Genomic DNA, 12469 nt, shown 5'->3' with positions numbered 1-12469 from the left:
CGCTATGCGTCTTATCGGGCCTTCATCGACTGAAGCTCCGTCAGATGACGCTGAACGATCGGTGTGGCGGCAGAGGCGGCATTGCGCAGCTGCGGCTTGTCGCCACGTTCAGCATAGTCGCTGTGTAGCGCAAGTGCCTGTTCATGCGCGGTGCGCTGCTGCATCAAATACGCCTTGTCGAAAGCATCCCCCGAGAGCGGCTGCAGCGCAGCGATCATCTGAGCCTGAGCTGGTTCCAGTTTCGCAGGCGGCGAGGCGACGCCAGCTTCTTTGGCCGCTGCAGAAACCTGCTGCGTCGTTTTCGTGTGATGGTCCACCATCATCTGTGCGAAACGCCTCACCTCTTCGTTGCGCGACTTCTGAAGCGCCAAGCGCGACGATTGGATCTCATAAAGGTCGCTCGCGGCCGCCTTGGCGACGAACGACGTTGCTGGCGCGGTTGGCGCTGGCTGCGCAAGCGCCGCGCTCGGAAGTGCAAGCGCAACGCTGAGTGTCAAAAAGATCGTCTTCATCCTATCCTCCGCCTATTACCATGTTCAGGCACAACATGACTAAGCATGCGATGTTCCTCCGATCCGCAATTAACTCATGTGACCACAGTCACCCGCACACAGAAAATCATGAAAGCTGATCTATGAGAATAACACACACTGCATCATCGTAATTTTGACGCTGGAGGAGGCGCGATCAAGGCGGAAGACCAACAGCTTGACTTGATGGAATCCAGGGATCTTCACGTGCAGCATAATTTCCCTCAACATCATGCGCACGAGCGTGAATTTACGATAATAAGCACGCCGTCAGCCGGTGCTCGCACATCGGTTCCGAACGCGGGTCGGATTGGCAGTGCGCATTTGGGGCGCGTAGCGCGCAATGCGCGCCTTTCACCGTTCGTCCTTTCTTACCTCGGTTTTGCTGGCTGCGGCAGTTCTCCATCACCATACGCGACGATGATGAGAGCGAAGACGCCCCTCCGCGCTGACACAGGATTGGCCGCCGTATTCCCGACAGAGGCGTCCGAAGGTATGCAGCCGTCATAACCAAGATCAACATAGTATGTTGTAAGAACGTCGAGCGACCATGCATGGTCACGACCGTCATAAGGGGAAAGCAATATGCCTGTTGGAACCGGACCTGTGGGGCAGTGCCTGGCGGATGAGAATAAGACCATCATTTGGATTGACGACGCCCTTTTGGAGATGCTCGGTCGTGAGCGAGATGAGGTCGTCGGCCGTGATGCCCTGGATTTTACGTTCGCCCCCGATAGAGCGCCCAACCTGGATCTGCTGAAGCAGCTGGTTGATGATGATCGGCCGTTTGCAATCACCAAACGCTACATCGGGCCGTCGGGCCACGCATTTTGGGTTAACAATCACGTCAGTTCCGTGCGCGACGGTGCCGGCCCGCGCCGACTGCTGGCAACCAGCCGCCACCTCGAGCCGACGAGCCAGACGCGGATCGACGGGCAGATGCTGGCAGCCGCCAAGCGTCTTGCGGCAGCATTGCAAGACAGCGGCAGCGACGAGTGCGCCTACCTCGCAAGTTCCGCTCCACTCGAGATGATGGTCCTGCTCTACATTGCCAACGCCGAGACAGATGCTCATACCGTGGCGAGCATTGCCGAGGATGTACGGCTGCCCTTCTCAACCGTGGAGCGCTGGATGCGGCACCTGCGGTCGCGCGCACTTGTCGAGTTCGATGATGAAGGACCATTGCGCGGAGACAATGGCATAAGGATCAGTCGCCGTGGCGGCGATGCTTTGGAGAGCCTGCTTCTGAAACTTGCCACGCCGGCCTAGCGCAACCGTCCATCTACGCATACGCACTCCCGCCACAGGCGCAGCCTATCGCAGCGTGTAGAGGTAGGCCGCGATATCGTGCGCGGCACTGTCTGATACCCGCTGGTCGGGCATCGCGGTATCCGGCGAAACATGCTCGGGCGCGCGAACCCATGCAATCAGCAGCGCGGGTCGGTTGGGCAGCCGACCCGCGATCATCGCGCGCGAGGCCAGCGCGCGCAGTGACGGACCGACCCGGCCGTTCGCGCGGTCGATTCCCGGTATGATGTGGCAGGCACCACAGCCCAACCGCTCGATCGCAACCTTGCCACGTTCGGCGCTGCCGCCCGTCATCGCCTCCGCAGCGTGCTGCGCCCGTCGCTCGCCTGCGCGATACTGGACGATGATCGACGCGGCCGCGCCGAGGAAGCCAAGCCCGAGCAGGATCAGCACGAAGCGCAGGCTTGCCGGCGACGACTTCATGCCAGCCTCGGGGCCCAGTAGATAAGAGCGTAGAGCGGCAGCCAAGCGATCGCGACGAAGGTCCAGTAGTTGGCGTCATCCTCCATGTCGGCGAACTGGTCGTCCCCGATCTCGTGGGTGAACAACCAGGCCGTTTGAACCCCGGTTTCCCCGAGCTCGGTAACGAGATGGGTGCTGTGGAGCACCAGCAGCATCCAGGTCACCGAGCCATAGGCGTCCTTCTGCCAGTCGATGCCGAGATGCGCGAATTCGAACGCGCGCAGCACGATCAGTGCGACACCATAAGCCATCATCAGCGCCGCGAGCCAGCGCACCCGTCGAGCCTGCTTGTTCCTGGCGGCACGAAGCAGAAGTAGGTTCGGGAACATGCTGAGCAGCAGCGCCAGCGTGAAGGCGCCGCTCCAGAACAGGCCGGGCGGAGCGTCGCCGGACGGCGGCCATGTCTCGGTTCGCGCCATGAGATAGAGGTAGCAGCCTGCGGCGAGCAGGAACGCCATGCCCTCGATCAGCATGAAGCCGAAATTGCCCCACCAGACGAGGTTGGTCGGGCCGGTGGCGCTGGCGGGCAGGTCGCGAACGTCGCCGACGATACGGACGGGCGGTTCGCTCATTGCGATCGCACCGCAAGCGGGCCGCTGGTCGCTCGGGGGCGGGTGGGCCAGAACCATAGGGTGAGCGCGATGCCGACTGGGAGCGCGCCCCACATGATCGCCCAAGGCGTGAAGATGCTTCCGACGAACAACGCCGCCACCGCAACAGCCGCGACCAGGGGCCAGATCGAAGGCCCGACGCTGTTCTGCCGATAGCGCGGCGTGGCATCGATCAGCGAAGTGACGAGGACTTCGCGCCGGTCGGTCGCCAGCCCGTCGAGAACCGGGAGCCCCTCGCGCGACGTCCATAGCGGTACCAGATCGGCAACCACGGGTGGTCGATCATGATTGTGCGGCGGCGGCGGTGAAGGCGTGGCCCATTCGAGCGTCGGCGCGTCCCACGGGTTCGCGCCCGCGAGCGCACCGCGCCAATAGCTCATCAACGCGTTGGCGACGAAGAGCAGCCCTCCGGCAACGGCAATGGCTGAGCCCAACGTGGCGATCAGGTTGAGCAGGTCCCAGCCCATATGCGCGGGATAGGTATAGACCCGGCGCGGCATGCCCATCAGCCCCAGAAGATGCATCGGGAAGAAGCCGAGGTTGAAGCCGCCGACGACCAGCCAAAAGGCCCGCCGGCCCCAACGTTCGGACATCATCCGGCCAGTCGCCTTGGGATACCAGTAGCAGAAGGCGCCGAACAACGGGAACATCGCGCCGCCCACGAGCACATAGTGAAAGTGCGCGACGATGAAATAGGTATCGGTCAACTGCTGGTCGAGCGCGGCGGAGGCCGTCATCACGCCGGATAGACCGCCGATCACGAAGGTCGCCAGGAACGCGATCACCCAAAGGAGGGGCGTCTGCAGGCGCGGCCGTCCGCCCCACAACGTGGCAATCCAGCAGAAGATCTGAATGCCTGCCGGCAAGGCAATGGCCATGCTGGCGGCGGTGTAGAAGGCGTTGCCGATCCGCGGCAGCCCGACCGCGAACATGTGGTGCACCCATAACGAGAAAGACAGCACCGCGATGGCGAGTAGCGAAAGAACCATTGGGCGGTAACCGAACATCGGCCGCCGCGCGAAGGTGGGCACGATCGCCGAGACGAAGCCCACTGCGGGCACGAAGATGATGTAGACCTCCGGATGCCCGAAGAACCAGAAGAGATGCTGGAAGAGCAGCACGTCGCCCCCCGCCGCGGGCGCGAAGAAGGCGGTGGCGACCAGCCGATCCGCGATCAGCATGCTGGTGACGAGCATGACCGCGGGCAAGGCGAAGATCGTCATCAGCGAGGCGACCAGCATCGCCCACAGGAACAGCGGCATCCGGCCCAGGGTCATGCCAGGCGGCCGCATCTTCAGGATGGTGACCGCGATATTGACCGAGACTGCCAGCGCCGCGACCTCGGTGAAGGTGATCATCTGCGCCCAGATGTCGGCGCGGTGACCGGGGGAATAGGCAGGGCCTGACAGCGGTGCATATTCGAACCAGCCGAGATCGGGCGTGACGTTGAGCGCATGCGGCACCCACAGCATCAGCACGCCGCCGAGATAGAGCCAGTAGCTGAACGCCGAAAGCCGCGGAAAGGCTACGTTGCGCTGCCCGAGCATCAAGGGCACCAGCCACAGCGCCATCGCCTCCATCACTGGCACGGAGACCAGGAACAACATGGTCGAGCCGTGCAGCGTGAAGGCCTCATTATATTGCTGCGGTCCCATCCGCGTCAGGCCCGGCTGCGCAAGCTGCAGGCGCATGTCGAGCGCGACCATGCCCGCAAGGAACAGCAGGGCTACGGCGGTAAAGATGTAGCGCCCCGCGATGCGCTTGTGGTCGACGCTGGTCAGGAAACCCCACCAACCGGGCGCATCGGCCCAGGTTCGGGCAAGATCGAGCCGCTGTTCCGCGGTCACCGCAACGTCGCCAGATAGAGCGATGCGGCCTTGGTATCGTCTGCGGAGAGTGCGATGGCCGGCATCATCGTGCCCGGCTTCAATGCCGCGGGCTTGAGGATCCAGCCCTGGATGGCGCCACGGCTCATCGGCAACATGCCCGCTGCCAGCGATCGGCGCGACGCAAGATGGGTCAGGTCGGGCCCTGCCCGTCCCGCCGCCGCGGTGCCACGCAGTCGATGGCAGCTTCCGCATGCCGCCTCCACCACACCACGTCCCCGCGCCCGTGCCGGGTCCGAGACTGTCGTGGCAGGCGCCTGCTGGCCGGCCAGCCACCGCGCGAAGTCCGCGGGCGGCTCCACCTTCACGTCCAAGGCCATATGGGTGTGCTGGAGGCCGCAGAACTCACCGCACTGGCCGCGGAACCAACCGACCCGCCGCGGGGTCAGTGCCAGACGATTGATGCGACCCGGGATCATGTCGAGCTTGCCCGCGACGTTCGGCACCCAGAAGCTGTGGATGACGTCGGCCGATCCGAGCAGCACATGCGTGGTACGGTCGGCAGGCAGGTGCAGTTCGTTGGCGGTTTCTATCCAGCCGCCCGTCGCCGGATCGTGATACTCGATCCGCCACCACCATTGATGGCCGGTGATGCGCACTTCCAGCGCCGACTGGCGTTCGGCACGGGCAAGCGTCCAGTCCGCCAAGAAGCTGCCGGCGACAAGGATCATCAAGCCAGAGCCGACCATTCCGATCCAAACCGTCAGCCCGCGGCCAATCGACCGATCGCTTGGGGCCAATGTGGGCGCCTCGCGTTCGACCACGGATCGTGCGCGCAGGAGCGAAGCGCCCAGAAACGCGAGGACGATCGCAAGCACGATGCCGCAAACGAGCAGCATCAGACCGAACAGCGAGAGCAGCACGTCCGATTGTGCACCGGCGGGATCGAGAGCCGTTTGCGCCCCCCTGCAGCCGGTTGCGACGATCAGAAAAGCAGGTGCTGCTCGGTTCATTCGATCGGTCCGGACCACGCAGCGCCCTGAGCTTCGCCGGTTTGGTCGAGATCCTGACGTCGCCGCCGCGCTGGATCGAGCAATGGCAATTGCCGCACATAGGCTGCAAGCTGCCAACGCTGTTCAGACGGGATCTGCGCCGCGGCAGGCCCATGCCGCGTGATCGCGGCATAGATGCGATCAGGCGTACCGCCATGGTGCCACCGCCCATCAGCCAGATCGAGCAGATCCTTTGCCGTCGCACCGTGGCATCGGCCGCATCGATACCACGTGAAATAGCGTCCGCCTTGGGCAACCTGCCAGACATTTCCATCATATTGCGCCCATCGCGGATCGGTGGCGCCGATCGGATCTGTGACCGGCTGTTCGCCATCGATGGACCGGCGTTCCTGATCGCACGCCGTCAAGCCGAGCAGCAGCATCACGATCGCGACCGAGGTGCGCATCTACGCGACGATACGCACGGGCACCGTCTTGTAGGCCGGGGTTTTCGACTGCTCGTCATGGTGGGATAGCGGCACAAGAGGATTGGCCTCCGGATAATAGGCGCCCAGGCAGCCATCTGGAAGCAGGAACGGTGTGACCTCCAGGCCATCCACCCGCCGCTCGATGCCGTCCCCGGCGTCACTGAGCAGCGAGACCCGCTGGCCGGCCGCGAGGCCCGCGCGCGTCATTTCTTCCGGATTGATCAGCAGCACGTCACGCTTGCCCTCGATGCCGCGCAGGCGGTCGGAATAGCCGTAGATCGTGGTGTTGAACTGATCGTTCGACCGCATCGTGATCAGCCGATAGCGGCCAGGCGCCTCTTCGAAGCCCGTCGAATTCAGCGCCTTCGGCACGGTGAAGACCGCCTTTTTGGCGTCGGTCTTCCAGACGCGCTCGCGCGCCGCGTTGCCCTTGTAGAAGCCCCCGGGCGTGAAGACACGATCGTTGAAGTGCGCAAACTCGTCCGGATAGGTCTCTTCGATGAGATCGCGGACCTCGGCATAGTTGCCGACCCAAGCGTCCCATCGGACCTTGGGATTTGGCGGAAGTGTCGCCTTGGCGATGCCAGCCACGATCGCGGGCTCGGATCGAAGATGCGGACTTGCCGGCCGGTTTTTGCCGAGCGAGCCATGGATGCAACTCAGCGAGTCCTCCATCGTCACCGCCTGTGGCCCCGTTGCCTGCTCATCCTCCTCCGAGCGTCCCAGGCAGGGCAGCAGATAAGCAACCGCGCCGGGCAGGAGATGCGTGCGGTTGAGCTTGGTGGCGATGTGAACGGTGAGGCGCAGACGCGGCCATGCGGCTTCGACCCGAACCTGCTCGGGCACAGCACGCAGGAAATTGCCGCCGAGGCCGATGAACGCCCTCACGCTGCCGTCGATGACGCCTTCGCACGTCTCCACTGTCGCCCTGCCCTTCTTGCGCGGCGGCTCGAAACCGAACTGCGCGGCAATGGTATCGAGTGGCACGAGTTCGGGCTTTTCCGATATGCCGACGGTACGCTGGCCTTGAACATTGGAATGGCCGCGGACCGGCGAGATGCCGGTGCCGTCCCAGCCGATATTGCCTTTCAGCAAAAGCAGGTTTACCAACATTGCTACATTGTCGTAGCCGCCGGCATGCTGGGTCAGCCCCATGCCGTAGACGCCGATCGACTTGTCCGCTTCGACATAGACTTGGGCTGCAGCCTCGATTTCGACGCGCGCAAGGCCGGATTCCTGCTCGATCTCGTCCCAGCCGATCGCATCGACATGGCTCTTCAGCGCCTCGAATCCCGTCGTGTGCTGCGCGATGAAGTCCACATCGAGCACATGATGCTTGTTCACCGCCCAGTCCGCCGCGTCGGCCGCCAGCACATGTTTGATCATGCCGGTGATCGCCGCGATATCGCCGCCCGGGCGGACCTGAAGATAGAGACACGAGATCGGCGTTCGGCCGCCGCTCAGCATCTCCACTGGGTTCTGCGGATTGGTGAACTCGATCAGTCCCTTCTCGCGCACGGGGTTGAACGTGACGATTTTCGTCCCGCGCTTCACCGCTTCCTGCAGCGGGTGCAGAAAGCGCGGGCTGTTCGATCCGGTGTTCTGGCCGAAGAAGAAGATCGCATCGCACTGGTCAAAATCGGCCAGCTTGCAGGTGCCGACAGGTGCGCCGATCGTCGCCTTGAGCGCGACGGAAGTGGTTTCGTGGCACATGTTGGAACTGTCGGGCAGGTTGTTGTGCCCATACAGCCGTGCAAACAAGGCATAGAGATAGGAGGTTTCAAGGCTCGCCCGCCCGGAGACATAGAAGATGGCGCTTTCGGGATCGATAGCCTTGAGTTCCTGCCCGATCGCAGCGAACGCCTCTTCCCAGCTACATTCGACATAGCGGTCGCTGGCAGCATCGTAGCGCAGCGGATGGGTAAGCCGCCCCGCCTGCTCGAGGTCATGATCGCTCCAGTTGCGCAACGCCTTAACACTGTGCTCGGCAAAAAACTCCGGCGTGCAGCGGCGGCTCGTCAGTTCCCACAAGGTCGCTTTTGCGCCATTCTCGCAAAACTCGAACGGATGCGGCTGGGCGGGCTTGGTCCAGGCGCACGAGACGCACATGAAACCCTTGACCTTGTTCTGGCGCCGCAAGGTGTTGAGCGCAGCGGGGGTGCTGAGTTCATGCGCGAAGGTTTTGGAAATGCCGCTCAGCGAGCCCCATCCGCCCGCGGGCGCATCGGAATGGACCGTCTCGTTTTCCTCGGCCATGAATTTCCCTCTTCGCTGAGCGCTGTTTGAACGTCTCACGGGCCAATTCGGGTGCACGACACGAGCAAGATGAAGCGATATCGGATCGATATCGAGACCCGACAGGGGCACCTTCCACCGAATTTCAGCTACTCCGTCCCGGAAAAACTAGCCAGACGATCGCCCGCGGGGGTAAATATTATCAAATGTTAGTTTTGATAAGGTGAACAATTTCCTCGTTTGCGGAACGTCGATGACGCCGGGCTGTTCAGTGGATGACCTCCAACGAGCGAGAGAGCCCATGAGCGAAGATAATATTCGCGTCGCGGACGACGCGCCTCTGTCGACATCCAAGTCCAGCGGCAAGGTCGATCGCGCTACGGACGAGTTGGTCGAGTTAAATGGCAACACGCTGGTCGGCAGGACCGTAACCATCAACCGTCCGCGCGCCGAGCTGTTCGCCTATTGGCGTGATTTCAGCCAGCTGCCCAGCTTCATGGACAATGTAGTCAGCGTCGAACCGATCGATGCCACTCGGTCGCACTGGGTCGTGAAGGCGCCGGCGGGCCGCACCGTCGAGTGGGACGCGGTCATCACTGAGGAGATCGAGGGCGAGATGATCGCCTGGACGTCGGCCGAGGGGGCGGACGTGCCCAACAGCGGTCGCATCGATTTCCGTGACGCGCCGGGCGGACGCGGCACGTTCGTTACCGCCACGATCGTCTATGATCCGCCCGCGGGCATCGTTGGCAAGGTGATTGCCAAGCTGTTCCAGCGCGAACCGGCGATCCAGGCCCGGCGCGACCTGCGTCGCTTCAAGCAACTGATGGAAACCGGCGAGATCGCGACCGCTGCGCGAACCGCCAAGCAACGCGAAGAGGAGGCTGCCTGATGCGCGCCCTGACCTGGCACGGCAAGCATGACGTTCGCGTCGACACGGTCGACGATCCGGAGATTCTCAACCCACGCGATGCAATCATCCGCATCACATCGACCGCGATCTGCGGTTCGGACCTCCATCTCTACGATGGCTATATTCCGACGATGCAGAAGGGCGACATCCTCGGCCATGAGTTCATGGGCGAGGTTGTCGAGACCGGCGCCAGCTCAACCCTGAAAAAAGGGCAGCGCGTCGTGGTACCCTTCACCATTTCCTGCGGTTCATGCTTCCATTGTTCGAAACATCAATATTCGGCTTGCGACAATGGAAATCCCGCGGACAACCAGGACATCGGCTTGGAGCTGTACGGCCAGCCGATGTCGGGCCTGTTCGGCTACAGCCATCTGACCGGCGGCTATGCCGGCGGGCAGGCCGAATATGTCCGCGTGCCCTTCTCGGACGTCGGCCCGATCATCGTTCCGGACGGCGTGGACGATGACAAGGTGCTGTTCCTCTCCGACATCCTGCCCACCGGCTGGATGGCGGCGGAGAACGCGCAGATCGAGCCCGGTGATACCGTGGCTGTGTGGGGATGCGGACCGGTTGGATTGTTCGCGGTGCAGTCCGCCTTCCTTATGGGTGCCGAGCGGGTGATCGCGATCGATCATTTCCCTCGGCGGCTTGAGCTTGCAAGGAAGTTCGGCGCGCTCACGATCAATTTCGAGGAGACGCAGACCTATGAAGCACTGATGGAGATGACCGGCGGGATCGGGCCCGACGCGGTGATCGACGCCGTCGGGCTCGAGGCGCACGGCTTCTTCGTCGACAATGTCGTGGACCAGATCAAGGCATCGACCTTCCTTGGCACGGATCGCATCCATTCGATCCGCCAGGCGATCGTTGCCTGCCGCAAGGGCGGACGCGTGTCGATGCCCGCGGTCTACGGCGGCATCGTCGACAAATTCCCCTTGGGCGCTTTCATGGAAAAGGGGCTGACGCTCAAAACCGGCCAGACCCATGTCCAGCACTATATGCCGGCGCTGCTGAACGCGATCATGGAAGACAAGATCGATACGACCTTCCTGATCAGCCACCGGCTGCCGCTCGAGCAGGCGCCGGAGGGGTACCGCATGTTCCACGACAATCAGAACGAGGTGACCAAGGTCGTACTCAAGCCCGGCCTCGCGTGACGTTCGAATCAAGGAGATAAACATGGCCAAGGGCTTTGCCATTGTGACCGGCGCCTCGACCGGCATCGGCTTCGAGTTGGCGCACGTCGCCGCGGTGAACGGATATGACCTGCTGATCGTGGCGGACGAGCCGCTGATCGAGGATGCCGCCGCCGATATCCGCGCGTCGGGTGTCAGCGTGGATGCGATCGAAGCGGATCTTTCGACGATCGACGGTGTCGATCGCCTGCTTGCCGCGGCAGCGGGTCGGCCGGTGGACCTGCTGTTCGCCAACGCCGGCCGCGGCCTCGGCCATGCTTTTCTCGATCAGACGGTGAAAGATTGGCGACTCGTCGTCGATACCAACATCACCGGCACCCTCTATCTGCTGCAGAAGGTGCTGACGCAGATGGTTGCGCGCGATGCCGGGCGCGTGCTCGTGACCGGATCGATCGCCGGTTACATACCGGGCACCTTCAATGCCGTTTACAATGGCACCAAAGCGTTCGTCGACAACTTCACCGATGCGCTGCGCAACGAGTTGAAGGACAGCCACGTCACCATCACCACCTTGATGCCGGGGCCGACCGAGACCGAATTCTTCGATCGCGCCGATCTGCTCGATACGCAAGTCGGATCGCAGGAAAAGGACGATGCCGGAAAGGTCGCTAAGGATGGATGGGATGCGCTGATGAAGGGCGAGGCGCATATCGTCTCGGGCTGGAAGAATTGGGCACAGAAGACGATCGCCAACGTCACGCCTGCAAGCCTTCTCGCAGCACAGCATCGCAAGATGGCTAAACCTGGTACGGCAGAGCCGGAAAAAGCAGATCGCTGACCGCAATTGCCAAGAAAGCCGGATATTGCCGCATGCCAGTCCTCTAACGTCCCGATCTCGAGAGGATCGACCCCGACGAGGCCGAGACGCAGGCCGAATTGATCAAGGCGTTCCGCTAGATCATCGTGACTATGGCCATGGCTTCCGCGCGGTGCACGCCAAAAGCCATGCGCTGCTCGAAGGCGAGCTGCGTGTGCTGTCCGGGCTGCCGCTCGAATATGCACAAGGTCTTTTCGCCGAACCGCGTACCTATCGGGCGTTGCTGCGCATTTCGACCATTGCCGGCGATCCATTACCCGATTCCATCTCGCTCCAGCGCGGCATCGCGATCAAGGTACTGGATGTCGATGGCGAACGGATGCCCGGTACCGAGAGTGACCGCACCCCGGACTTCGTGCTTGCCAATGGCGTTGCCTTCCCGGCGCCCGGCCCCAAGGCGTTTCTTGGCAACCTCAAAATGCTTGCAGCAACAACGGACAAGATCGGCCCGACGCAGAAGGTCATTTCCGCCGCGTTCCGGACGATGGAGAAGCGGCTCGAGGCGGTGGGTGGCGAAAGCGCGCTGCTGAAGCAACTTGGCGGCTATCACAACAGCCACCCCGTGGGTGAGCGCTATTTCAGCCAGGTGCCGATCCGCTATGGCGATTACGTCGCCAAGATCGGTCTTGCTCCCCTGTCGCCCAATTTCAAGGCACTGGAAGGCGCGGAGATCAACATCGACGGACGCGAAGACGCACTGCGCGAGGAGATCGCCAGCGTGCTTTCCAGGGCGGACGGCGAATGGGAACTGCGCGTGCAGCTTTGCCGCGATCTGGAGGCGAATCCGATCGAGGACGCCTCGGTCCCCTGGCCGGAGGACGATAACCCCTATGTCGCCGTGGCGGTGATCCGTATCGCGACCCAACCAACCTGGACCTGGGATCGCTCGCGAAAGCTCGACGACCAGACGTCATTCAGCCCCTGGCACGGCATCGTAGCACATCGGCCGCTTGGCGGCCTGATGCGCGCGCGCCGCCAGGCCTATCAAGACTCGGCCGGACTGCGCGGTCGTCTCAACGGCTGCCCCATCCATGAGCCGATCACCGCCGATCTTCCAGCCTGATCCCGATACAGAGCGGGCGGCGGTGACT

12 protein-coding genes and 1 pseudogene are annotated in these 12469 nt (G+C 62.8%); 5 read left to right on the top strand and 8 right to left on the bottom strand.

Annotated features, from left to right (window positions below; genetic code table 11):
- Positions 1–11: 11 nt before the first annotated feature.
- Both FHS96_RS04745 and FHS96_RS04740 read right to left on the bottom strand, forming a co-directional pair.
- Complete coding sequence (locus FHS96_RS04745; protein ID WP_429588292.1) at positions 12–512, bottom strand: DUF4142 domain-containing protein; 501 nt, start codon at positions 510–512, stop codon at positions 12–14.
- A gap of 120 nt (positions 513–632) precedes the next feature.
- Positions 633–785: pseudogene (locus FHS96_RS04740) on the bottom strand (hypothetical protein); the annotation flags it as partial.
- 330 nt (positions 786–1115) lie between these two features.
- Between FHS96_RS04740 and FHS96_RS04735 the strand changes: the two are divergent.
- On the top strand, positions 1116–1799 hold the full coding sequence (locus tag FHS96_RS04735; RefSeq protein WP_429588291.1) for a PAS domain-containing protein: 684 nt from the start codon (positions 1116–1118) through the stop codon (positions 1797–1799).
- 45 nt (positions 1800–1844) lie between these two features.
- Here FHS96_RS04735 and FHS96_RS04730 read toward each other — a convergent pair whose 3' ends face one another.
- Genes FHS96_RS04730 through FHS96_RS04705 form a run of 6 tightly spaced genes read right to left on the bottom strand, consistent with a single transcriptional unit; the run spans position 1845 to position 8473 of the window.
- Complete coding sequence (locus tag FHS96_RS04730; protein ID WP_429588290.1) at positions 1845–2261, bottom strand: c-type cytochrome; 417 nt, start codon at positions 2259–2261, stop codon at positions 1845–1847.
- Positions 2258–2872 (bottom strand): cytochrome c oxidase subunit 3, encoded by a 615-nt coding sequence (locus FHS96_RS04725; protein ID WP_429588289.1) that lies wholly within the window; start codon positions 2870–2872, stop codon positions 2258–2260. Before FHS96_RS04725 ends, FHS96_RS04730 begins: the two co-directional genes overlap by 4 nt.
- Positions 2869–4758, bottom strand: coding sequence for a cytochrome c oxidase subunit I (gene ctaD / locus FHS96_RS04720; RefSeq protein WP_429588288.1), 1890 nt, complete (start codon positions 4756–4758; stop codon positions 2869–2871). Before ctaD ends, FHS96_RS04725 begins: the two co-directional genes overlap by 4 nt.
- Positions 4755–5750 carry a cytochrome c oxidase subunit II gene (locus FHS96_RS04715; RefSeq protein ID WP_429588287.1) on the bottom strand — a complete coding sequence of 332 codons (996 nt, stop codon included), beginning with the start codon at positions 5748–5750 and terminating at the stop codon, positions 4755–4757. The genes ctaD and FHS96_RS04715 overlap by 4 nt, the downstream gene beginning before the upstream one ends.
- Entirely contained in the window at positions 5747–6196 is a 450-nt protein-coding gene (locus tag FHS96_RS04710; protein ID WP_429588286.1) for a cytochrome c family protein, read from the bottom strand. The genes FHS96_RS04715 and FHS96_RS04710 overlap by 4 nt, the downstream gene beginning before the upstream one ends.
- On the bottom strand, positions 6197–8473 hold the full coding sequence (locus FHS96_RS04705; protein WP_429588285.1) for an FdhF/YdeP family oxidoreductase: 2277 nt from the start codon (positions 8471–8473) through the stop codon (positions 6197–6199).
- Between the two features lie 280 nt (positions 8474–8753).
- Here FHS96_RS04705 and FHS96_RS04700 point away from each other — a divergent pair, with 280 nt between their 5' ends.
- From FHS96_RS04700 to FHS96_RS04685, 4 genes are read left to right on the top strand one after another with little or no spacing between them, the layout of a single operon-like run.
- Positions 8754–9344 (top strand): SRPBCC family protein, encoded by a 591-nt coding sequence (locus FHS96_RS04700; protein ID WP_429588283.1) that lies wholly within the window; start codon positions 8754–8756, stop codon positions 9342–9344.
- On the top strand, positions 9344–10522 hold the full coding sequence (locus tag FHS96_RS04695; protein ID WP_429588281.1) for a zinc-dependent alcohol dehydrogenase: 1179 nt from the start codon (positions 9344–9346) through the stop codon (positions 10520–10522). The genes FHS96_RS04700 and FHS96_RS04695 overlap by 1 nt, the downstream gene beginning before the upstream one ends.
- 22 nt (positions 10523–10544) lie before the next feature.
- Entirely contained in the window at positions 10545–11339 is a 795-nt protein-coding gene (locus FHS96_RS04690; RefSeq protein ID WP_429588279.1) for an SDR family NAD(P)-dependent oxidoreductase, read from the top strand.
- 25 nt (positions 11340–11364) lie between these two features.
- Entirely contained in the window at positions 11365–12441 is a 1077-nt protein-coding gene (locus FHS96_RS04685; protein WP_429588277.1) for a catalase family protein, read from the top strand.
- Positions 12442–12469 lie beyond the last annotated feature (28 nt).

It is taken from the genome of Sphingomonas zeicaulis (assembly GCF_050433225.1).
In the GTDB taxonomy this organism is placed as follows: Bacteria; Pseudomonadota; Alphaproteobacteria; order Sphingomonadales; family Sphingomonadaceae; genus Sphingomonas_D; species Sphingomonas_D zeicaulis.
This window is presented reverse-complemented; position numbering and strand designations above follow the sequence as displayed.